Raw genomic sequence first — 22,113 nt, 5'->3', positions numbered from 1 at the left:
GTTCGTCCGGCCCGACCTACCCCCGGCGACGGCCCGGGAAACCCCCGCTCAGCGGCGCCGGCAGTCGTAGGACACCGGGGTCTGGGCCTGCACCGGAGCGGGTGAGGTGATGTTGACCGTGGCCGTCTCGGTCGTGGTGCCCACGCCACTGAAGGTCCAGCGCAGCGTCAGCTCGGCGGTGCGCTGGCCGCGCCCGACCCGCTCGGTCAGCAGGCTGCCGGGCGCGCTGCCGGTGCGCAGCCACTGGTAGCGGATCTCCCCGGCCCGGCCGTTGGTCGACACGGTGGCGACCACGTCGATCGTGACGTCGCACCGCTCGCCGGCCGGCTGGGCAACCGCCAGCGTCACCCCGGTCACCTCCAGCGGGCTGATCCGCTGCCAGAGGTAGAGGCCGACGGCGGCGAGCAGCGCGACGGTCAGCAGGGTGGACAGCACCGAGGTCACCGTCCGCCACGCCGACCGCCGCCGCGGCGGCGACGGCCACGCGGGCGCCGGCGGCGGGGTCGTCGGCACGCCCGGCCCGAACCGCACCTGCCCGCCGGACGGGGCGGCGGCGCCGGTGGGCCCGCCGAAGAGAGTGCCCGGCCCGGGCCCGGTGCCGGCCGCGTGCCCGCCTCCCACGGTCGTCGCCCGGGCGGTCCACTCCCCCGACGCGGGTTGCGCCGCCGGCCACGTCCCGGTCCCCCCGCCGACGGCGCGCTGCGGCATCGTCACCTCACCGTAAGCCGACGACCCGGTCGGCTCGCCGAACGACAGGTGGACCGTCGCGTCACCCGGGGCCAGGCGCGCCGTGGCTTCGCCGGCCGACAGGTGCACGGTCGCGTCGCCCGGAACCAGACGCGCCGTGGGCTCCCCGGCCGACAGGTGGACCGTCGCGTCACCCGTTGGCAGGTGCACGGTCGGCTCGGTCGGTGGCTGCGGGCGGTGGACCACGAGGCGGGTGGTTTCCGCGGCGTCCGCCGGCCGCCGATGGGTGGGCAGCGCCTCGGTGGGGTCGTTCGGCTGGGTCACGGCGGCCCGTCCTCCATCGTCGTGGTCGGCATCGAGGTGTCCGGGGTCAGCCCGGCGTGCAGTACGGATGCAGCGTCACGTGGACCGGCGAACCCTCGGCCGAGGTGTTGCCGGCCTCGTCCACGGCGACGACCCGGACCGGGATCCGGGTGGTCTCCGCCGGCCGGGGCAGGTCACCCAGGACGCCCCGGAACACTCCGCGCGCGCCCGACGCCATGGGCACCTCGGTCGTACGACCGTCCACCGTGTACCGGAGGCTGACCCGCAGCTCCCCCGCGGCCGTACGGTCGTCGGAGACGACAGCGGACACCGTGCTGGACGTGGGTCCGTACGGGCAGCCCCGGGGGTCGAGTTCGTCCGGGCTGGCCGTCACCCGCCCGACGGAGGGCGCGACGGTGTCCACCGGCGCGGCGCTGGCGCTGGTCGACGCGGTCGGTGCGGCGGGGCTGGGGGCGGACGTCGCCGGGGCGCCCGTGCCGTCCGGCGCCGCCGTCGTCGCGGTCGGGGCCGGGGCAGTGGCGGGCAGGTCCGGCGTCGGCGTCGCCCCGGTCGTCGGGGTGGCCGGGACGGACGGCGCGCCCGTGGGGGCCGCCGGCACGTCGGGTGGCGGGGTCGCGGCGGCGGGCAACGGCTCCTCGCGGCCGGCGTAGCTGAGCCCGGCGCCACCCAGCAGGAGCGCCGCCGCCAGCCCGCCGCCGGCCAGCGCCGCGCGGGCCCGGCCGGATCGTAGCCACGTCCACCGGCCCGACTCCCCGCCGAACGTGGTGCTGGCCAGGCTGGTGGCCCCGCCCGTGCCGTCCGGGAACGGCAGGAGGGCGGCGAGCAGGGCCGCCCTCCGGGCCAGTTCGCGCAGGCCGCGCTCCTCCCACCGCCGCCCGTACGCCTCGGCCGCCACCTGCTCCAACACGGCCAGGAAGACCTGGGCGGGTTGCGGTCGCTCGGCCGGTTGCTTCGCCATGCCGTGCCGCAGCAGGTCGTGCACCGGAACGGGAGCCGGGTCGGTGGGGATCGGCGCGCGGGCGTGCTGTTGGCGCAGGGTCGGCAGGTCCCGCCCGTCGAAGGGCGGCCGGCCGGTGAGGCACTCGTAGAAGGTGGCGGTGGCCGCGTAGATGTCGCAGGCCGGGCTGGCCGGCGCGCCCGTCCACTGCTCGGGCGCCATGTAACGGGGAGTGCCGGTGACGCTGACCCCCGAACTCCCGCCCACCGGCATGGCGATGCCGAAGTCGGCCAGCTTGCTGGTGCCCTCGGCGGTGACCAGCACGTTCTCCGGCTTGTAGTCGCGGTGCACGACGCCCCTGGCGTGCGCCGCGCCGAGCCCGGCCAGCGAGCCCTTGAGGACGCAGAGCGCCGACTCCGGCGTCGTCGGTCCGTGCGCGCGCAGCATCTGCCGCAGCGACACCCCGTTGACCAGCTCCATGACGATCGCCGCCCCGCTGGGCGACTCGACGTACTCGTAGAGGCGGGAGACGTGCGGGTCGTCGATCTCGGCCAACAGCCGGGCCTCGGCGCGGAACGCGGTGCGGAACGTCGGATCGTCGCCGATCCCGCCGGTGAGGTACTTGATCGCGACGGGTGTGCCGGTCGCGTCGTGCACGGCGAGGTCCACCCGGCCGGACGCGCCGGCGCCGAGCTGCCGCACCGGACGGTAGCCGGAGACCTGCCAGCCGCTCACGCGTACACCTCCCCCGCGCCGGGGGCGGTGGGGCCGCCCCCGGTCGCCATTGTGATCGCGGGAGCCGGCGCGGCCATCGGCGCAACGGCTGCTTCCGGCCCCCGGACGTCCGGGGCGTGCCGGTGGACGGCGGCATGGTCGGTTACGGACACACGCCACTGGTAGCACCCGGGGGCAAGCATCCCGCGCCCGCGCCCCGTCGACTGCACTAAGGTGCAGGTCGTGGGCAGCGAGGCGACTCCCGAGGCAGCGACCCGTCGTCCGATGACGACCCGCCGGTGGCTCACTGTCCTGTTGCTGACGATGACCGCCATCGTCCTGCTCGGCGGCGGGGCCGGCGCCGCCGCGCTGCGGCACACCGCCGGGGTCTCCAACCATCTCGCCGACCGGATCGCCCCGGCCCGCACCGCCGTCGGCCAGCTCGACAGCGGCCTGCTCGCCCAGGCGGCGGCCGTACGCGGCCACGTCGTCACCGCCGATCCGCGTTTCCTCGACTCGTACCGGCAGGGCGTCGAGGGCGAACGCACCACCATGTCGCGGCTGCGCGTCCTGCTCGCCGACGAGCCGGAGGCGCTGGGCGACCTGGAGCGGGCGCGTCGGCTGGCCGACCGCTGGCGCGCGGAGTTCGCCGAACGCCTGATCGCCTCCCGGCAGGCCGGCGCCACGCCGCAGGAGCTGGCGCCGCTGGTGACCGGGGACGCGCAGACCTTCGCGGCGGTGCGCGCCGAGCTGACCGGGCTGGTCGGCCGCCTGGACGGGATCCGCGACGCCGGTCGGGACGACCTCGACGCCGCCCGGGCGCTGCGGGACCTGACCTTCGTGGCGATCCTCGCGGCCCTGCTGGTGTGCGGGATCGTCGGCTCCGTGCTGGTGCGTACGCGGGTGCTGCGGCCCCTGGACCGGCTGGGCGCCTCGGTGCGTCAGGTGGCTGGCGGCGACTTCCGGCACCGGCTGCGGCCCGACGGTCCGGCCGACATCGCCCGGCTGACCAGCGACGTGGAGACGATGCGCCGCGCGGTCGTGGAGGCTTGGGAACGCAGCCAGCACGACCGCGACGCCCTGGAACAGCAGGCGGACGAGCTGCGCCGCTCCAACGAGGACCTGGAGCAGTTCGCGTACGTCGCCTCGCACGACCTTCAGGAGCCGCTGCGCAAGGTGGCGTCGTTCTGCCAGATGCTGGAGCGCCGCTACGCCGACCAGCTCGACGACCGGGCCCGGCAGTACATCGGCTTCGCCGTCGACGGGGCGAGCCGCATGCAGGAGCTGATCAACGATCTGCTCACCTTCTCCCGGATCGGCCGGGTCTACGGCGACGAGCGGGAGGTCGACCTGGCCGAGGTGTTCGCGCAGGCCGAGGCGAACCTGTCCCGGGCCGTGGAGGAGTCGGGCGCGACGATCGACCGCGACCCGCTGCCCACCGTACGGGGCGAGCCGACCCTGCTGACCATGCTGTGGCAGAACCTGCTGGGCAACGCGGTCAAGTTCCGCAGCCCGGACCGGGCGCCGCGCATCCGGGTGACCGTGACGGACACCGCCCAGGGCTGGTCCTTCGCCGTCGAGGACAACGGCATCGGCATCGACCCCCGGTACGCGGAGAAGATCTTCGTCATCTTCCAGCGGCTGCACCCCCGGGGCGCGTACCCGGGCACCGGCATCGGGCTGGCGGTGTGCAAGAAGGTCGTCGAGTACCACGGCGGGACGTTGAGCCTGGACGAGGCGTACCGCGACGGGACCCGCTTCGTGTTCACGCTGCCGCGGGTGCCGGCGGCGGTCGTACCCGGACAGCCGGGCCAGCCAGCCGAGGAGTCGGCGGCCGGGGTCTGAGCCCGACCCCGGCGCCCCGGGGACCGGCCCCTCGATCAGCTCGCCGACCGACCGCCGCCGGCGGCGCGGGTGGCGGCCAGCGCGATCCCGCACGCCGCGACGGCGCTCAGCGGGGCGATCAGGAAGCCGACGGTCACCTCCCCCGCCGCGTCCAGCACGGCACCGGCCACCGCCGCGCCGCCCGCGCTGCCCACCGAGAACGCCGTCGCCGCCCACGCGAACGCCTCGGCCACCGTGCCGGTGGGAGCCACGTCGTCGATCGCGACGAAGGCGATGGTCAGCAGCGCCGGCAGCGCGAGCCCGCTGACCGCCATCAGCCCCAGCATCGCGGCCGGGGTCGGGGTGAGCAGCAACGGCAGGTAGCCGACGGCGAAGACGCCGACCGCGCGGGGCAGCGTGGCGTGCCGGCGCAGCCCGCCGAAGCGTACGTAGAGCAGGCCGCCGACCAGCGCCCCGGTGGCCTGCGCGGCGAGCAGCCAGCCCGCCCAGGACCGGGCTCCGGCCGCCTCGGCGTATCCGGTCGCGGCGACCGTCACGCTGCCCACCGCCGCGCCGACCAGCAGCAACGCGCCGAGCACCAGCCGGAGCCGGCCGGCACGCAGCGGCCCGGCCCAGTGGCGTGCGGCCGACTCGCCCCGCCAGCGACGCACCGCGTCGGTCGTGGCGAACCACGCGGTGCCGACGGCCTGCAGGAGCGCGGCGGCGGCCAGGCCGCCGGCCGGGCCGGCCAGGCCCACGGCGGCGAGCGTGACCACCGGGCCGAGGATGAAGATCAGCTCCTGGACGGCGATGTCCAGGGTGTACGCGGTCTGCACGCGGTGCGCGGGGAGCAGGTCGCGCCAGAGCACCCGCAGGCACGACTCGAACGGCGGCGCGCCCGCCCCGGCCAGGGCGGCGGCGCACACCGTCACCGGCAGGTTCACGTGCGCGGCGGTGAGGGCGAAGCCGATCGTCGACGCCGTCACGGACAGCCACAGCACCGGCGGCTGTCGCCAGCGCTGCGCCATCCGGGCGAGCATCGGCTGGCCCACGGCGGTGCCGGCGGTGAACGCGCCGACGAGCAGGCCCGCGACGGTCAGCGTCATCGTCTCGCGGGCGAACACCAGCAGGGCCAGCGGGGCCGCGCCGAGCGGGATCCGGCCGAGCAGGCTGGCCGCCAGGACCCGGGCGGCCCGTGGCGCCCGGAGCACCGCGACGGCGGAGGTGTCGGTGGGGTCGGCGGCGGCGGGTGGTACGACGCCGGTGTGGTCGGGTGTGGGCATGGCGGAGCGCTCCCGAAGGTGTGGCGGAGGTGAACGGCGGGCGGCGTGGCACCGGGCCGGTCAGGGAGCGAAGTCGGAGCGTTGGTGGTCGTTGCCGTACAGCGGCAGGTCGGGGGTGATCCAGCGGCCGTAGGCGACGGCGACGGCCTCGATCGGGATCACGTGGACAGTCTAGGTCCGAGCCAGCGGCACCGGATTGGACCTCGCCGCGTCGGCACCCGTGCTCCCTACGATGACGACCCACGAACCACCACGCCGCCGGGAGGACGTCATGCGGGAGCGCTTCGCCGAGCTGTCCACCCCGCTGATCGCCGACGCCTGCGTACGCCTCGGCGTGCCCCCGCGCGCGGCGCCGGCCGGGATCCGGGCGGTCGTGCCCGGTCACCGCCTCGTGGGCCGGGTGCTGCCGGTGCGCCATCACGGCAGCGTGGACGTGTTCCTGGAGGCGTACGGCACCGCCGCCCCCGGTGACGTCCTCGTCATCGACAACGGCGGCCGGAGCGACGAGGCGTGCGTCGGTGACCTGGCGGTCCTGGAGGGCGTCGCGGCCGGGATCGCCGGCCTCGTCGTCTGGGGCCTGCACCGGGACACGCCGGAGCTGGTGGAGATCGGCCTGCCGGTCTTCAGCTACGGCAGCCTGCCGGCAGGGCCGGCCCGGCTCGACCCGCGGGAGGCGGAGACGCTCACCAGCGCCCGGGTGGGGCCGCACCTGGTGACCGCCGACGACCTCGTCGTCGCCGACGACGACGGGCTGCTGTTCCTGCCCGCCGCGCGGGCCGCGGAGCTGTTCGCGGCGGCGGAGCGCATCGGCACCGTCGAACGGCTCCAGGCCCGGCGCATCCGTGCCGGGGAGACGCTGCGGGAGCAGACCGCCTTCGCCGACTACCTGGCCCGTCGCGCCGCCGAGCCCGGGCTCACCTTCCGGCAGCACCTGCGCCGCGTCGGCGGGGCGATCGAGGAGTGACCGGGACCACCCCGGGGGCGGCGGGAGCGCGTGAGGGTGGTCATAACGGCTGGACGGCCCGGCGTGGCGGGCTGCTAGCCTCGTCGGCAGGTCATGAGCGCCAGCGTCAAGCCCCGGCTCGCTGGCCGGCAACCCTCGTCCGCGCAGGGGTGCCCCGGGTGAAGACCAGGCATCGGAGCGGCTCCGGTGCAAGCGCGGCCTGGTTCCCAGGTCGACACCGACCGAGGAGAGCCATGTCCCTGCGCACCTTCCCCCCACCGGCGGTTCCCGCCGTGGCACCGGCGTCGCCGGCGCTGACGCGGCGCCGCCACATCGACATGATGCGGGTCTGCGCCACCTCCTGTCGCCCCGGCGACGCGCGCTAGGCGCGCCCCCTCTTCCCGGAACCATCCCAGCGGTACGCCCATCGGGCGCACCGTCGGCGACGCACGCCCGTGCCCGTCGCCGGAGACACCTCATCGGAGACACCTGTGCGCATCCTCTCGTCCCTCACCCGGGCCGCCGCCCTCGGCGTGGCCGCCGTCCTCGCCGCCACCACCCTGACCGGCTGCGGCGACGACGCGGCCGGCGCGGCCGACAACCCGTACGGCCTGCTCCAGCCGGGCGTGCTGCGCGCCGGCACGCTCACCGACGCCCCGCCGAACGTCTACCTCAAGGACGGCAGGTTCACCGGCTTCGACAACGACCTGCTCGTCGCGGTCGCGCAGAAGGTCGGCCTGAAGGTGGAGTTCGTCGGCACCGACTTCTCCGCCCTGCTCTCGCAGGTCAACAACCGCAAGTTCGACGTCGGCAGCTCCTCGATCACGATCACCGAGGCGCGCAAGAAGACCGTCGACTTCGGCAACGGCTACGACTTCGGCCACTTCGGACTCGACGTGCCGGCTGGCTCGTCGATCACCGGCTTCGACCAGCTCGCCGGCAAGCGGGTGGTGGTCGTGCAGGGCACCGTCCAGGACGACTACGCCACCGGCGAGGGGCTCGATCCGGTCCGGGTGCCCGACTACAACGGCGCGATCAACCAGCTCAAGGCCGGTACGGCCGACGCCTGGATCGCCCCCGCCGAGATCGGCGACTCCTCGGCCGCCGGCAGCGGCGGCAAGATCACGGTGGCGGCCACGCTGCTCAGCCCGGCCCCGACGGCGTACGCGGTCGCCAAGGGCAACGACAAGCTGCGCGAGGCGCTGGACAAGGGCCTCGACGAGGTGATCGCCGACGGCACGTGGAGCCGTCTGCAGGCCCAGTACTACCCGGGCCGGCCGATCCCGGCCGACTTCACGCCGGGCAGCGGCACGGTCCCGGTGCCGTCGGCGTCGGTCTCGGCGTCGGCCACCTCCTGAGACGTAGCGACGACGAGCGAGCGGGGCGGTGGGAGCGACGATGGATCCGTTGAGCACCCTGTGGGAGACCTTCTTCGACGCGGACTCCATGCGCGAGGCGCTGCCCGAGATGCTGACGGTGGGGCTGCCCAACACGCTGATCCTGGCGATCTCCGCCGCCCTGCTCGGCTCGGTGCTCGGCATGGCGCTGGCCGTCGCCGGCATCTCGCGTACGCGATGGTTGCGGTGGCCGGCGCGGGTCTACACCGACGTGTTCCGCGGCCTGCCGGCCGCGGCGACGATCCTGCTCATCGGGGTCGGCCTGGCGCCGCTGGGGATGCAGGTGTGGGGACCCAACCCGTATCCCCTCGGCATCCTGGCCCTGTCGCTGATCGCGGCGGCCTACATCGGCGAGATCTTCCGCTCCGGCATCCAGTCGGTGGAGGCCGCGCAGTTGGAGGGCGCCCGGGCGCTGGGCCTGTCCTGGGGCGAGGCGATGCGCCTGGTGATCGTCCCGCAGGGGATCCGGCGGGTGCTGCCGGCCTGGGTGAACCAGCTCATCGCGCTGATCAAGGACTCCAGCCTGGTCTACTTCCTCGGCCTGCTGGCCAGCCAGCGCGAGCTGTTCCGCATCGGGCAGGACTACGCGGCCAACACCGGCAACCAGTCGGCGCTGCTGCTGGCCGGGCTGTTCTACCTGACGTTGACGGTCCCGCTGACGCACGCCGTCAACTGGATCGACCGGCGGCTGCGGCACGGCCGGCAGGCCACCTCCGGCGACGCCGACGACGACGACCTCGACCTGGCGCTGCCGGGCGCGGCGGGAGGGAACCAGCGATGAGCATCGACACGACGACCTCGGTGAGCCTGAGCGTCCGCGACGTGCACCTCGCCTTCGGGGCGAACCGGGTGCTGCGCGGCGTCGACCTGGACGTGGCGCGCGGAGCGACGGCCTGCGTGATCGGCCCGTCCGGGTCGGGCAAGTCCACCCTGCTGCGTACGATCAACCGGCTCATCGAGCCCGACCGCGGCGACGTGCTGCTCGACGGGCGCAGCGTGCGCGGCGACGACCCGGACGCCCTGCGGCAGCGGGTGGGCATGGTCTTCCAGCAGTTCAACCTCTTCCCGCACATGAGCGTGCTGCGCAACGTCACCCTCGCGCTGCGCCGCATCCGCAAGCTCGACGCGGACGAGGCGGCGGCTCTCGCCCGCGACCACCTGGAGCTGGTGGGGCTGGCGGCCAAGGCCGACGCCCGCCCGGCGCACCTCTCCGGCGGGCAGCAGCAGCGGGTCGCGATCGCCCGCGCGCTGGCGTTGCGCCCGCAGGTGATGCTCTTCGACGAGGCGACCTCCGCCCTGGACCCGGAGCTGGTCAAGGGTGTGCTGGGGCTGATGGCCGAGTTGTCCGCCGGTGGCATGACGATGGTGGTGGTGACCCACGAGATGGGCTTCGCCCGCGAGGTCGCCGACACGGTGGCGTTCATGGATCGCGGCGTGGTGCTGGAGGCCGGTGAGCCGGCCGCGATCTTCGAGCGGGCGGCGCACCCCCGGCTGCGCCGCTTCCTCTCCCAGGTGCTCTAGCGCCGAGCCGGTCAGGGGCGGTCGACGAGAGCGCGATACGTCTCGTCCGTCCGCGTCGGTAGGCTCCGCAGTTCCGCGGTGAGCTTTTCGAGGTACTCGGGCGGCCCGGCTTCGGCGAACCACAGCCAGAGTTCGGCGGCGTGGATCGGCAACCAGGCTTGGACCGTGGCCGGGTCAGCTCCATATCCTTCGACGAGGACGTCGAACGACCGCGGGTCCTTCCGCGCGGCGCCCCAGGCCGCACGTGACAGTTCTCTGAGCGGGTCGCCGAGGTGGGCCGCTTCCCAGTCGACGACCGCCGTGATGTCGCCGTTCGCGGCGAGGAGGTTTCCGTCGGTCCAGTCGCCGTGACAGAACACCGTGGCACCGGCCGGTGGAATGGCGAGCGGAAGCGGGGGGCCTCCGGCGTCGCGGTAGCGGCGAATGATCAGCGCATCGTCCGGCGCGGCCGGCAGCCCGTCAGGTGGCGGCAGCTCATGGAGCCGACGGAGCAGTGTCGCCGAGGCACGGAGCCCGTCGAGTCGCACGTCGGCGTCTTCGCTGTCCAGTCGTTCACCCGGCATGAGCGTCATGAGGATCGAGCCGGGCCTGACCTCGACGAGTTCGGGAACCGGCATGCCCGTGTGGGCGAGCGCCCGCAGGGCGAGCACCTCGGCGTCGTGGCGGGACGGTTCCGTCATCCGCTTCTCGACCAGGCGGCGCCCCTGGCGCTCCACCAGCCGGACGTGACCGACCGCTCCCTGCCGCATCCCGGCATCCTGTCAGGCGCAGAAGGCTGGCGCACCGCCGAGTCTTGGCAATATCCTCCACTGCACACGCGAAGCCTGGAGTTCCTTTTCACGGGGCCGCCCCCGCCCCCACCTCCGGCCGCAGAGGAGAGACGCCATGCACGTCGAGGATTCCGCACTGGACCGCCGGACCCTGCTGCGCGCCGGCCTCGGCGCCGCCACGGTCGCGGTCGTCGGCAGCCAGCTCGCCCTGCCGGACGCCGCCCACGCGGACCCCGGCTCCGACCTGGACTGGATCTACAGCTGCGACGAGTGGGGCGCGCGCCCGCCGGCGGACCCGCTGTCGGTCAGCGCCATCCCCACCAACAAGATCATCGTGCACCACATGGCCTTCCCCAACGTCACCGACCACTCCGAGGCGCAGGCGGTCAAGCTGGCCCGCGACTGCCAGAACCTGCACATGGACGGCAACGGCTGGTCCGACACCGGCCAGCACTTCACCATCAGCCGCGGCGGCTACGTCATGGAGGGGCGCCGGGGCAGCCTGGAGCGGCTGCGGGCCGGGGACCGGCAGATGATCTCGGCGCACTGCCCGGGCGAGAACGGCCGCGCCATCGGCATCGAGAACGAGGGCACGTACGTCACCGAGACGCCCCCGGAGGCCCTGCTGGACTCGCTGGTCGCGCTCTGCGCCACCATCTGCCGGCGGTACGGACTGCACGCCCACGACATCTTCGGCCACTGGGACTTCCGTACCACGCTCTGCCCCGGGGCCGCCTTCTACCGGCAGTTCCCCACCCTGCGCCGCCGGGTCTTCGAGGAACTCGGCACCGACCTCGGCGACGTGCCGGCCCGCCGCTGGCCGGACCTGTGGCGTTTCGTCGGCTCCCCCTCCGTGCGGGTGGTGCAGTACCTGCTCGCCCACCGGGGCTACGCCGTACCGGTCAACAGCGTCTTCGACGCCGCCACCGTCGCCGCCGTGCAGGACTGGCAGTACCGCAACGGCATCGGTGTCGACGTCGACGCCACCCTCACCGCGCCCACCTGGGAGACCCTGGTGCCGGAGCTGGGCAGGGACGCCACCGGCCTGCCGGTCACCGCCGTGCAGTTCCTGCTGAACTTCCGGGGCCACATCGAGGTCACCCCCACCGGCGAGTACGACCACCCGACCAAGATGGCCGTCAAGGACCTCCAGCGCGTCCACGGCCTGCCGGCCCACGGCAAGCTGGACGTCGACACCTGGTGCGCGCTCGTCGGCGGCGTCGTACGCCGGTCGTTCCGCCACTGACCAGCGCCGGCACCGCACGGTCGCGGGGGCGGTCGACGGGGCTAGGATCCTGTGGTGGCCGAGCAGAGCCTCATCGGGGACGACGAACGGTTGCGCCGCATCGAGGCCGTGACCGACGCGACGCTGTCCCGCCTCGACGCCGCCGACCTCTTCGACGAACTGCTCGACCGTGTCCGGGACCTGCTCGACGTCGACACGGCGGCCATCCTCCTGCTGGACACGCACGCCCAGCAGCTCGTGGCCACCGCGGCAAAGGGGCTGGAGGAGGAGGTCCGGCAGGGCTTCCGTGTCTCCGTGGGCCGCGGGTTCGCCGGCCGCATCGCCCTGACCCGACGGCCGGTGACCGTCGAGGACGTCGTTCCCGGCAGCGTGGTCAACCCGGTCCTGGTGGCGATGGGGCTGCGGTCGCTGCTCGGCGTGCCGATGTTCGCCCGGGGCGAGCTGATCGGGGTCCTGCACGTCGGCACGCTGCGCCAACGCCACTTCACCGACGACGACGTACGCCTGCTGGAGCTGGTCGCCGACCGGGCCAGCCTGGCCAGCCTCGCCCGGTCGAACAACCTCGACCACAGCGCCGCCCTCGCCCTGCAACGCAGCCTGCTGCCCACCCAGTTGCCCGGCGTGCCGGGCCTCGACCTGGCCGCCCGCTACGTGCCCGGGCACGTCGCCGGGATCGGCGGCGACTGGTACGACGTGTTCGTCCTGCCGTCGGGCTGGCTGGGCCTGGTCATCGGCGACGTGTCGGGCCACGGCCTTCAGTCGGCCGTGGTGATGGGGCGCATCCGCAGCGCGCTGCGCGCCTACGCGCTGGTCTGCGACGACCCGGCGGAGGCGTTGACGCTCCTCGACCGCAAGGTCGGCCACTTCGAGGCCGGCAACCTGACCACGGCGCTGTACGCCATGATCTCCCCCGACCGCACCCGCATCCGGCTCTCCGCCGCCGGGCACCTGCGTCCCGTCCTCGCCGTACCGGGGCGGTCGGGCGAGCCCGTCGCGGTCCACGCCGACCCCCCGCTCGGCACGGGTCGCCGGCCGCCGGCCCGGCAGCACACGGAGGTGCGGTTCCCACCGGGAGCGGTGTTCGTCTGCTTCACCGACGGCCTCGTCGAACGCCGCCACGAGGTCATCGACGTCGGCCTCGGGCGGCTCGCCGACGTGGTCCGGCCGGCGCCGGCCGAGCAGGTCTGCGCCACGGTGATGGGCGCGCTGGCCGCCGAGCAGCCGACCGACGACATCGCCATGCTGGTCGTCCACCGCCTGACGACGTCGCCCTGATCCGCGCGCCGTCCGGGTCGTCGACGCCGACCGCGCGGCCGCCGGTCCGTTTGGCGGAGGGCGATCGCGGAAAGAGTGGCGGGCATGAAGTGGGCAAGCCGAGCCGTACCCGCCGCCGTCGCCGCCGTCGCCGCCCTCGCCGCGCGTGACCTGATCCAGCGCGACCACGCGTTGCTGCGCACCTTCCCGGTCCTCGGCCGGGCCCGGTACCTGCTGGAGTCCATCGGGCCGGAGCTGCGCCAGTACATCGTCGCGGGCAACAACGAGGAGCGGCCGTTCACCCGCGACCAGCGCCGCTGGGTGTACGCGTCGGCGAAGCAGCAGAACAACTACTTCGGCTTCGGTACCGACAACGACATCGAGTTCACGCCCGGATATCCGATCATCAAGCACCGCACCTTCGGTCGGGCCGTCCCGCCGTCGACGCCCGGCGCCGGGCACGACGCGCGGCTGCCGTGCGCCAAGGTGCTGGGCGCCGCCCGGGGCCGTGCCCACGCGTTCCGGCCCGAGTCGGTGGTGAACATCTCCGGGATGAGCTTCGGCTCGTTGTCCGGCAACGCCGTGGAGGCGCTCAACCGGGGCGCGGCCCTGGCCGGCTGCCTGCAGAACACCGGCGAGGGCGGGCTGTCGCCGTACCACCGCAAGGGCGGTGACCTGGTCTTCCAGATCGGCACCGCGTACTTCGGCTGCCGCGACGAACGCGGCCGGTTCAGCCTCGACCGGCTCAGGGACCTGGTCGCCGGCGCGCCGGTGCGGGCGCTGGAGATCAAGCTCAGCCAGGGTGCGAAGCCCAGCCTCGGCGGCCTGCTGCCGGCGGCCAAGGTCTCCGCCGAGATCGCCGCGACCCGGGGCATCCCGCAGGGGCGCGACTGCGTCAGCCCGTCCCGGCACGCCGAGTTCTCCGACTGCGACAGCCTGCTCGACTGGGTGGAGCTGCTCGCCGCCGAGACCGGTCTGCCGGTCGGCATCAAGTCGGCGGTGGGTGACCTCGGCTTCTGGGAGGAGCTGACCACCCTGATGCGTGACACCGGCCGTGGCGTCGACTTCGTCACCGTCGACGGCGGCGAGGGCGGCACCGGCGCGGCGCCGCTGATCTTCACGGACTCCGTGTCGCTGCCGTTCCAGCAGGGCTTCGCCCGGGTCTACAAGGTCTTCGCCGAGCGCGACCTGCACGAGCAGGTGGTCTTCGTCGGCGCCGGCAAGCTCGGTCTGCCCGACAACGCGGTGGTCGCGTTCGCGCTCGGCTGCGACATGGTGAACGTCGGCCGGGAGGCGATGCTGGCGATCGGCTGCATCCAGGCCCAGAAGTGCCACACCGACACCTGCCCCACCGGCGTCGCCACCCAGAACCCGTGGCTCGCCCGGGGCGTTGACCCCGGCTCGAAGTCCGTCCGCGCCGCCAACTACGTCCGGACGCTGCGCCGGGACCTGGTCAAGGTCGCCGAGGCGTGCGGCGTCGAGCACCCGGGCCTCATCGACACCGACTCGATCGAGGTCCTCGACGGCCGGACCGCCTCGCACCCCCTGCACGAGGTGTACGGCTACCGCCCCGAGTGGGGCCTGCCGTCCGCCGCCGACCGGGCGGAGATCGTGCGGTTGATGACGGCGGAGGCCCCGCAGGGCGGCACCGCCCCGCCCTCGGCGACCGCGATGTCCTGACCTGCCGTCCGGGCCGGGCCGTGGAGCGGCCCGGCGGGCTCCCACATGCTCCGGTGCGCGCCATATTCGCGCGCACCGCAGGGCGCGCCCCGCCTATGGTGGCGCGGTGCTGATCAGACGTGAGATCCCCGCCGACGTCGACGCGATCCGGGCGGTGCACCTGGCCGCCTTCGCCGACCCCGGGAGGCCGGACGCCGTACCTGTCGAGGCGGGGTTGGTGGACGCCCTACGGGCCGACGACGGGTGGCTGCCGGCCCTCTCCCTCGTCGCGGCCGACGACGCCGGGCAGGTGGTCGGGCACGTCGTGTGCACCCGGGGCATGGTCGCCGGCGAGCCGGTAGCGCTGGGATTGGGCCCGCTCGGCGTGCTGCCGGCCTGGCAGCGGCACGGCGTCGGCTCCGCGCTGATGCACGCGGTGCTCGGCGCGGCCGATGCGCTCGGGGAGGCGTTGGTGGTGCTGCTCGGGCATCCCGACTACTACCCGCGCTTCGGGTTCCGCCCGGCGGTCGACCTCGGCGTCACCCCGCCGCAGCCGTGGGGGCCGCGCTACTTCATGGCCCGCCCGCTGAGCGCCTGGCGGCCGTCGATCCGGGGCGGGTTCGCCTACGCCCGCCCCTTCGACGAGCTGTAGGCCGCGACGCGTTCGGGCAGGTCAGTACCGCTGCCGTCGGGTTCCATGCGAACATGTGTTCGTGTCGCGCGAGGCCAGTATCCTGCACGCCGACCTTGACGCGTTCTACGCGTCGGTCGAGCAGCGGGACGATCCGCGCCTGCGCGGCCGGCCGGTCATCGTCGGCGGCGGCGTCGTCCTCGCGTGCAGCTACGAGGCGAAGGCCCGCGGCGTCCGCAGCGCCATGGGCGGCCGGCAGGCCCGGCGGCTCTGCCCCGAGGCGATCGTCGTGCCGCCGAGGATGGCCGCCTACACGGCGGCGAGCCGCGCGGTGTTCGAGATCTTCCGGCACACCACCCCGATCGTCGAAGGGCTCTCCATCGACGAGGCGTTCCTCGACGTGGGCGGTCTGCGCCGGCTGGTCGGCCCGCCCGCCGACATCGCGGCCCGCCTGCGCCGGGACGTACGTGAGGGGGTCGGCCTGCCGATCACCGTGGGGGTGGCCCGCACGAAGTTCCTCGCCAAGGTCGCCAGCGGGGTCGCCAAGCCCGACGGCCTGCTGGTCGTCCCGCCCGACGGGGAGGTGGCGTTCCTGCACCCGCTGCCGGTGGAGCGGCTGTGGGGCGTCGGGCCGGTGACCGCCACGAAGCTGCGCGAGCGACGCATCCGTACGGTCGGACAGGTCGCCCGCCTCGGCGAGGCGACGCTGGTCTCGTTGCTCGGCGTGGGCGTCGGGCGGCACCTGCACGCCCTCGCGCACAACCGCGACCCCCGGCCGGTGCAGGTCGGCCGCCGGCGCTCCTCGATGGGTGCGCAGCACGCCCTCGGCGCGGTCCCGCACTCCCCCGCCGAGCTGGAGGCGATCCTCGCCGGCCTGGTCGACCGGGTGACCCGGCGCATGCGGGCGGCGTCGAGGTCCGGCCGGACGGTGACGTTGCGCCTGCGCTTCGGCGACTACACCCGCGCGACGCGCTCCCGCACGGTGGCCAAGGCGACCGCCGACACGGTCCCGCTGCTCGGCGCGGCGCGCACGCTGCTGCGGGCCGCGCTGCCCGAGATCGAGCGGCGAGGCGTGACCCTGCTCGGCGTGTCGGTCGGGAACCTGGACGACTTCCCCGTCCAGCCGCCGCTGCCGTTCGAGCGCGACCCGGGGGCGGACCTGGACGCGGCCGTGGACGCGGTGCGCGACCGGTTCGGGTCGGGGGCGCTCACCCGGGCGGTGCTGCTCGGCCGTAACCCCGGCCTGGAGATGCCGCTGCTGCCGGACTGAGCTGCCGCGCCGGCCGACGTACGACCGGCGCTGAGTAGGAGTGCTCACGCCCTGCCCTGGAAGCCCCCACATACTTACCCGAGCAACGTGGACAAGATCGCCGGGAGAAGGCAACGGGCATGACGAAGCAGCAGCGACCGACGTTTCCGATCACCGCACTCATCCTGCTTCTCTGCACCCCGCTGGCGGCCTGGTGGCTCATCGGCGACCTGACCGGCGACGAGGCCCGGCAACTCGCCGCCGAGGGCGTCGAGTTGGACTACGCGATCCGGCCGGTGAGCCTCGGCACGACGGGAGACCGCATCGTCGGCGTGTTGGCGTGCGTCGGCGTCGTCCTCGCGCTCGCCTGGCTGCTCCGGGCCACCGCACGCCGCGGTCTCGACCGCCGGTGGTGGTGGGTGCTGGCGCCGCTCGTCGCGGCCGGCGCCCTCCTCGGCCTCGCCTGGCGGGTGCTGACCGCCGGCGGGATCGGCGCCAACATCGGAGCGGGGCTCATGCTCATCGCGGGTGGGCCGGCCCTCGCGGTCCTGCTGATCGTCGCCGCAGTCGCGGCGCTGCGGATGCGCCGGAACCGGCCCTCGCGAGCCCCGCACCACTCCGGGTGACGGGCCCGTTCCCGCCGCAGGTGTCGCCGTGGTCGCCTCGTGCAGGCCGGCAGCCCGGTGATCTGGGCCACCCTGCCCACGCCCGCGAGCCGTCCGGCGCCCGGTTGCGCAGCCTGGAAGGGGCGCCGAGGTTTCGCCGAGGTGGAAACTGGAGAAGGTTGCAGATCGCACCTGCGCTCAAGGGGGAATCAACTCGTGTCCGACACCACCGCCCGGTCCGACCGTCAGGCAGACCGTCCCGCCGAGGTGACCGACCCGCTGCTGTGGAAGCTCGCCCTGGACGTGGCCGACGCCCACGAGCCGGACGGGGACGGCGGTTGCCGCAACCTGCTCTGCACGGGCCAGGCCTGGCCCTGCCCGGCCTGGAACAACGCCCAGCGCGCACTGCGCATGGCCCAGACCGACTCCGGGCAGCCGTCGCCGTACGCGGCACGGCCGGCCGGCAGCCAGGGCCGCTCCGACCTTCCGGCGCCCGGATTGGCGCAGCGCACCCGGCCGAACGAGCCGCGGGCCGCGTCGGCAGCCTAGGCCTGTCGTAGAAGTGGTCGTGAGGCGGCAGGCGCGGACCACGGCGTCGGCCTGCCTGGCCCGCGCCTGCCTGACGGTTTCAGTCGTCGCGCCCGGCACCGCGATCGGGTGCGCTCATGTCCCCCGTTGCGGGCGCGCCGTCGGCGAGCCCGTAGCGCAGGTAGACGGTGCCGCGCGGGTTGGCCACCGGCGGTTCGAGGAGGGTGACGTTCGTGGGCACCGCGCCACCGTCGAAGACCTTCTTGCCGACGCCGAGCACGATCGGGTGCACCCAGAGGTCGAGTCGGTCGAAGAGCTTCTCGCGCAGGAGGGTCTGCACCAGGTTCAGGCTCCCGACGACCTTCACGTGCTCGTGCCGGTCACGGATCTCGCGCACCGCGCCGACCAGATCCGGGCCGAGCTGGGTGGAGCCGGCCCACGAGAGGTCGGGCCTACCCCGGGAGGCCACGTACTTCGGGACGCGGTTGAAGAGCGTGGCGATCTCGTTGTCCTCGCCACCCTCCTGGTGCGGCCAGTGGGCGGCGAAGATGTCGTACGTCCGCCGGCCGAGCAGGAGGGCGTCGGTGCCCTCGTAGGCGGCAGCGACCTGCGCCCCGGAGACCGCGTCCAGCAGGGGCGCCTGCCAGCCGCCGAACGGGAACCCCGCCGGGTCCTCCTCGGGACCGCCGGGCGCCTGCCCGACGAGGTCGAGGGTTGCGAACAGCTCGATGTGGATCAGGCCCATGCCCTACCCCCGGTGGGTTTGGTGTCGATCCGGCACTCGACACTCACGATAGATCACGGACCGTGTCCGGACGGGTGACCGCGCGCCGTGCGGCGTAGCGAGCCGGCGAGGACGCCGGTCGGTGTGGCCGGCCCCGGTGGGGCCGGCCACACCGGTGGCTCAGCGCCAGGTGTCGGTGCGGGTGCTGGTGCCGCCCGCCGGGGTGGTGAAGCTCCGGTTGCCGCCGGACTCCCAGGTGACGGAGCCGTCGGGGTTCTTCTTCAGGTACTTGTACTCGACGGCGGTGTTCGGCGGCAGGCTGACGGTGGCCCGCCAGACGGGGTAGTCGGCCGGGGACAGCGCGACGGCGTTCGCGGGGTTCCAGCCGCCGAGGGCGGGCAGGTTGCCGACGACGTACACGTTCTGGCCGAAGGTGGTGGTGGCGGTGGCGTGGAAGGCCGTGGCGACCGGCCCGGCGGTGTCGCCGCGGAAGGTCTCGGTGACGGTGAGGCTGCCGCCCGACGGGGTGGTCAGGCTCCGGTTCGCGCCGGACTCCCAGGTGACGACCCCGGCCGCGGTCTTCTTGATGAACTTGTACTCCACGGTGGTGGACCGGGGCAGGTCGACCACGCCCCGGAAGACCCCACCGGTGGCGGGCAGCCGCACGGCGTTCGCCGGCGCCCAGGTGCCCAGCGCCGGAACGCTGCCGACGACGTAGACCTCCTGGCCGGCGGCCACGGCGGCCGTGACGGTGAACGTCGTGGCGACGCTGTCCCCCACGGGTCCCGGCACGTAGGTGTCGGTCCGGGTCGTCGTCCCGCCGGCGGGGGTGGTGAAGGTGCGGCTGGTGGCCTCCTGCTCGACCACCGTGGTTCCGCTCTTGACCAGGTACCGGTAGGAGACGGCGGTGGCCGCCGGTAGGTCGACCGTCGCCGTCCAGGCGCCGGTGGCGGTGCGGGTGAGCGGCACGGAGGTGCCCGCGTCGCCGTTGCCGAGCGCGGGGGTGTCACCCACCAGGTGCAGCGCGCGGTCGGCGGGCAGCGGGGCGGTCGCGGTGAAGGTGGTGGCGACCTTCGCGGCGGGGCCACCGCGGGCGTTGGCGTGGATGGCGACCGCGCCGTTGGCGGGAATGGTGACGGTGGCCCGGCCGCCGGTCACGGTGACCGTGGCGCCGGTGCAGCCGGCGGCGGTGGCGGCACCCGAGATGACGTCGCAGTACGCGCCGTCGGCGAGGCCGGTGACGAACTGGGCGGTGCTGGCGGCGGCGGAGTCGTTGATGCCGATCCACCCGCGGTCGCCCCGGTGAAAGCCGACGACGTTGCTGTCGACGACGGTGAAGTCCGAGATGGTCTTGACGTTGCGGGCGGTGTTGGCCCAGCCGACCATGCCCTTGATCCCGGTGGAGCGGGTCAGGCAGGTCCAGGCGCCGCCGCAGACGGTGTCGGTCACGTGGCCGCTGCCGGTGGCCGGCGGCGACTGGTTGCGGTTCGACCAGGTGAAGCTGTCGTAGACCGAGGGCTTGCCGTGCGGGTAGGCCAGCGCGAAGTAGTTGGCCAGGGTGTAGTCGCTGCCGTCCTTGTAGGACAGCACCACCCCGTCACGTTCCAGGTCGTGGTTGGTGACCATGGCGAAGACGTTCGCGCCGGGCGCGTCGAGGTTCCAGGTCGGAATGTTCGCGAGGTTCGCGATCGAGCCCTGGAAGCTGGAGCGCAGACCCTTGGCGTACGCGAAGTCGAGCACGTCGCCGTTGCCGATGAACGCCCGGGCCTTGAGCGCGTCGTTCGAGGCGCCGTCGAAGATCTCCTGGGCGACGTACGGGCGCTTGTTCTCCGCGACCGTGTTGTTCAGCTTGCCGAGGATGGCCGCGAAGTCGGCCTTCTTGACGTGCTTGACGGCGTCGACGCGGAACCCGTCCACGCCCAGCCCGATCAGGTCGTTGAGGTAGGCGGCGATCTTGTTGCGGACCTGTTCCTTCTCGGTGTAGAGGTCCGACAGGGAGAGCAGTTCGCAGCTGGTCACCTGGGACTCGTCGTTCCAGTCGGTGATGCCGCCGCCGGAGGTCGGGCAGTTGTCGCCGGGGTGGTGGAAGTCGCCGTAGCCGTACGGGACCGCCGGGTAGTCGTAGCCGGTGAAGGTCGTGCCGGCGTAGCCGACGGTGCCGGCGGGGTTGTTGACGCCGGCCATGTGGTTGACGACCGCGTCGACGTAGACGCGTACGCCGGCGGCGTGGCACGCGGTGACCATGGCGGCGAACTGCTGGCGGTTGCCGAACCGGCTCTCCAGCTTGTAGGACACCGGCTGGTACACCTCGTACCAGGGATGGACCCCGTCGGCGGTGTTGGGCAGGCTCACCGACTCCTGCGGCGGCGCGACCTGGACCGCGCCGTAGCCCGCCGGGCCGAGGTGGTCGGTGCAGGCAGCCGCGACGGAGTTCCAGTTCCATTCCCACAGGTTCGCCGTCACCTCGCTGTCGTTGAGGGCGACGGCGGCGCGGGCGGGCTCGGCGGTGCCCGCCACGAGCGGGCTGGCGCCGGACGCGACGACGGCGGCGGCGAGGAACAGGCGGGGGATGCGCACGCGCAGGGGCGGTTTCGATCGTGCCATGACAGAAGGACCTACTTCCGGGGACGAAGAGGCACTGACGAGAGGGGACGGCCGTCCGCGTAGCAAAGACAATGCTCGATCGCCGGCAGGCTCTGCAATACCTTGCAGCAAACTTCTCGAAATTTCATGGCAACATTGCTGACGCCCGCCATCAGCGTTGGTCATAGACGTCAAAAGCCGTGAAGCCGGCGATCCATGGTGGATCGCCGGCTTCACGGCTTGCAAGTGTTTGCAGCGCCGGGAGGGTGCCCGGCCGGCACCCTCAGCGGGGCGTCGGCACCGCCTCGCGGGCGAGGATGACCGCGCCGAGCAACGCGGCGTCGTCGGCGAACCGGGACAGCACCACCTCCGGCGGGTACGGCAGGACCGCCGCCATCCGCTCCCCCAGTAGGGTTCGGATCAGCGTGTTGCCGGCCACCCCGCCGACCAGCACCACCCGCTGCGGGTCCAGCAGCAGGCAGCAGGTGACCAGGTGCCGGGCCAGCTCCTCCGCCCGGGCCGTCAGCCCGTCCCGGGCCGCGCCGGGCCGCTCGGCGGCGGCGGCCAGGCCCCGCGCGCCGCCGGCCACGCCGAGCGACTCGGCGAGCCGGTCCAGCGCCCGCCCGGAGAAGCCCAGCTCCAGCATCGTGCCCGGCCACGGACCGCCGGCCACGGCGTACCCGATCTCGCCGGCCGCCCCGTGGTGACCGGCCAGCACCGACCCGCGCACCGTGACCGCCGCCGCCACCCCGGTGCCCAGGCCCACCACCAGGCCGGGATCGGCGTCGCGGAGCGCGCCGAGCCGCAGCTCGGCCAGGGCGGCGGCGTTGAGGTCGTTGTCGACCGCCACCACCGGCACCGCCAGCCGGTCGCGCACCGCGTCGGCGAGGCGCAGCCCGTCCCAGCCGGGCACGTTCGGGGCCAGGTCGATGCCGTCGGAGCGGACCACGCCGGGCGAGGCGATCCCGGCCGCCGTGACCGGGGCGCCGACCGCCCCCACCAGCTTCGCGGCCAACTCCAGGGCGCGGTGCAGGGCCTGCGGGGCACCCCGCTCGGCGTACGTCGGGACCCGCTCGCGGGCCAGCAACCGGCCCTGCGCGTCGGCCACCCCGACCGCCATCTTGGTGCCGCCGAAGTCGATGCCCAGCAGCACTCCCGCATCGCCGGCCGGCGGCGCGGGCTGGGCGGCCCGGCCGGCCAGTCGCACGCTCACCGGGCCACCCCCGCCGTCCCG

General features: G+C 74.1%; 19 protein-coding genes and 1 riboswitch. Of the genes, 12 read left to right on the top strand and 7 right to left on the bottom strand.

From position 1 onward, the window contains the following. Window positions 1–48: 48 nt before the first annotated feature. On the bottom strand, window positions 49–1,011 hold the full coding sequence (locus GA0070610_RS12545; RefSeq protein WP_089000199.1) for a hypothetical protein: 963 nt from the start codon (window positions 1,009–1,011) through the stop codon (window positions 49–51). A 46-nt stretch (window positions 1,012–1,057) separates the two neighbouring features. Then, entirely contained in the window at window positions 1,058–2,683 is a 1,626-nt protein-coding gene (locus GA0070610_RS12540) for a serine/threonine-protein kinase (protein WP_089000198.1), read from the bottom strand. A gap of 222 nt (window positions 2,684–2,905) precedes the next feature. Here GA0070610_RS12540 and GA0070610_RS12530 point away from each other — a divergent pair, with 222 nt between their 5' ends. Continuing rightward, on the top strand, window positions 2,906–4,507 hold the full coding sequence (locus GA0070610_RS12530; RefSeq protein ID WP_197697836.1) for a sensor histidine kinase: 1,602 nt from the start codon (window positions 2,906–2,908) through the stop codon (window positions 4,505–4,507). A 35-nt stretch (window positions 4,508–4,542) separates the two neighbouring features. Here GA0070610_RS12530 and GA0070610_RS12525 read toward each other — a convergent pair whose 3' ends face one another. Next, a complete protein-coding gene (locus GA0070610_RS12525; RefSeq protein ID WP_089000195.1) occupies window positions 4,543–5,769 on the bottom strand; it encodes an MFS transporter in 1,227 nt (408 codons plus the stop codon). Window positions 5,770–6,001: 232 nt separating this feature from the next. On the opposite strand from GA0070610_RS12525, the gene GA0070610_RS12520 reads away from it, so the two are divergent. The 4 genes from GA0070610_RS12520 (at window position 6,002) to GA0070610_RS12505 (ending at window position 9,630) form a co-directional block, all read left to right on the top strand. Continuing rightward, on the top strand, window positions 6,002–6,733 hold the full coding sequence (locus tag GA0070610_RS12520; protein WP_231926094.1) for an RraA family protein: 732 nt from the start codon (window positions 6,002–6,004) through the stop codon (window positions 6,731–6,733). A gap of 89 nt (window positions 6,734–6,822) precedes the next feature. Beyond that, a riboswitch (SAM riboswitch) is annotated at window positions 6,823–6,934 on the top strand. A gap of 269 nt (window positions 6,935–7,203) precedes the next feature. Next, window positions 7,204–8,070, top strand: a complete 867-nt coding sequence (locus GA0070610_RS12515) for an ABC transporter substrate-binding protein (RefSeq protein WP_089000193.1) — start codon at window positions 7,204–7,206, stop codon at window positions 8,068–8,070. A 40-nt stretch (window positions 8,071–8,110) separates the two neighbouring features. Beyond that, window positions 8,111–8,890, top strand: a complete 780-nt coding sequence (locus GA0070610_RS12510) for an amino acid ABC transporter permease (protein WP_089000192.1) — start codon at window positions 8,111–8,113, stop codon at window positions 8,888–8,890. Window positions 8,891–8,892: 2 nt separating this feature from the next. Continuing rightward, a complete protein-coding gene (locus GA0070610_RS12505) occupies window positions 8,893–9,630 on the top strand; it encodes an amino acid ABC transporter ATP-binding protein (protein ID WP_089003455.1) in 738 nt (245 codons plus the stop codon). A gap of 11 nt (window positions 9,631–9,641) precedes the next feature. Here GA0070610_RS12505 and GA0070610_RS12500 read toward each other — a convergent pair whose 3' ends face one another. Continuing rightward, window positions 9,642–10,379, bottom strand: a complete 738-nt coding sequence (locus GA0070610_RS12500) for a phosphotransferase family protein (RefSeq protein ID WP_089000191.1) — start codon at window positions 10,377–10,379, stop codon at window positions 9,642–9,644. A gap of 136 nt (window positions 10,380–10,515) precedes the next feature. On the opposite strand from GA0070610_RS12500, the gene GA0070610_RS12495 reads away from it, so the two are divergent. From GA0070610_RS12495 to GA0070610_RS12465, 7 genes are all read left to right on the top strand, one after another. Next, window positions 10,516–11,646, top strand: coding sequence for a peptidoglycan recognition protein family protein (locus GA0070610_RS12495; protein ID WP_089000190.1), 1,131 nt, complete (start codon window positions 10,516–10,518; stop codon window positions 11,644–11,646). A 54-nt stretch (window positions 11,647–11,700) separates the two neighbouring features. Further along, entirely contained in the window at window positions 11,701–12,921 is a 1,221-nt protein-coding gene (locus GA0070610_RS12490) for a PP2C family protein-serine/threonine phosphatase (RefSeq protein WP_089003454.1), read from the top strand. 84 nt (window positions 12,922–13,005) lie between these two features. Then, window positions 13,006–14,580 carry an FMN-binding glutamate synthase family protein gene (locus GA0070610_RS12485; protein ID WP_089000189.1) on the top strand — a complete coding sequence of 525 codons (1,575 nt, stop codon included), beginning with the start codon at window positions 13,006–13,008 and terminating at the stop codon, window positions 14,578–14,580. 106 nt (window positions 14,581–14,686) lie between these two features. Next, window positions 14,687–15,211, top strand: coding sequence for a GNAT family N-acetyltransferase (locus GA0070610_RS12480; protein ID WP_089000188.1), 525 nt, complete (start codon window positions 14,687–14,689; stop codon window positions 15,209–15,211). A gap of 61 nt (window positions 15,212–15,272) precedes the next feature. Further along, the gene (gene dinB / locus GA0070610_RS12475) at window positions 15,273–16,460 is read left to right on the top strand and encodes a DNA polymerase IV (protein WP_089003453.1); all 1,188 of its coding nucleotides are present in this window, start codon (window positions 15,273–15,275) and stop codon (window positions 16,458–16,460) included. Window positions 16,461–16,579: 119 nt separating this feature from the next. Continuing rightward, window positions 16,580–17,065 (top strand): hypothetical protein, encoded by a 486-nt coding sequence (locus tag GA0070610_RS12470; RefSeq protein ID WP_089000187.1) that lies wholly within the window; start codon window positions 16,580–16,582, stop codon window positions 17,063–17,065. Between the two features lie 195 nt (window positions 17,066–17,260). Continuing rightward, complete coding sequence (locus GA0070610_RS12465) at window positions 17,261–17,593, top strand: hypothetical protein (RefSeq protein WP_089000186.1); 333 nt, start codon at window positions 17,261–17,263, stop codon at window positions 17,591–17,593. 79 nt (window positions 17,594–17,672) lie between these two features. On the opposite strand, the gene GA0070610_RS12460 is transcribed toward GA0070610_RS12465, so the two are convergent. The 3 genes from GA0070610_RS12460 to GA0070610_RS12450 form a co-directional block, all read right to left on the bottom strand. Next, window positions 17,673–18,317, bottom strand: a complete 645-nt coding sequence (locus GA0070610_RS12460) for a dihydrofolate reductase family protein (RefSeq protein ID WP_089000185.1) — start codon at window positions 18,315–18,317, stop codon at window positions 17,673–17,675. A gap of 159 nt (window positions 18,318–18,476) precedes the next feature. After that, window positions 18,477–20,900 (bottom strand): carbohydrate-binding module family 20 domain-containing protein, encoded by a 2,424-nt coding sequence (locus GA0070610_RS12455; protein WP_157747136.1) that lies wholly within the window; start codon window positions 20,898–20,900, stop codon window positions 18,477–18,479. Window positions 20,901–21,162: 262 nt separating this feature from the next. Next, window positions 21,163–22,092 (bottom strand): ROK family protein, encoded by a 930-nt coding sequence (locus GA0070610_RS12450; protein WP_231926093.1) that lies wholly within the window; start codon window positions 22,090–22,092, stop codon window positions 21,163–21,165. Window positions 22,093–22,113 lie beyond the last annotated feature (21 nt).

The organism is Micromonospora echinofusca (assembly GCF_900091445.1).
Classification (GTDB): domain Bacteria; phylum Actinomycetota; class Actinomycetes; order Mycobacteriales; family Micromonosporaceae; genus Micromonospora; species Micromonospora echinofusca.
Note: the sequence above shows the minus strand (reverse complement) of the source record. Positions and strands in the feature narration are given on the sequence as shown.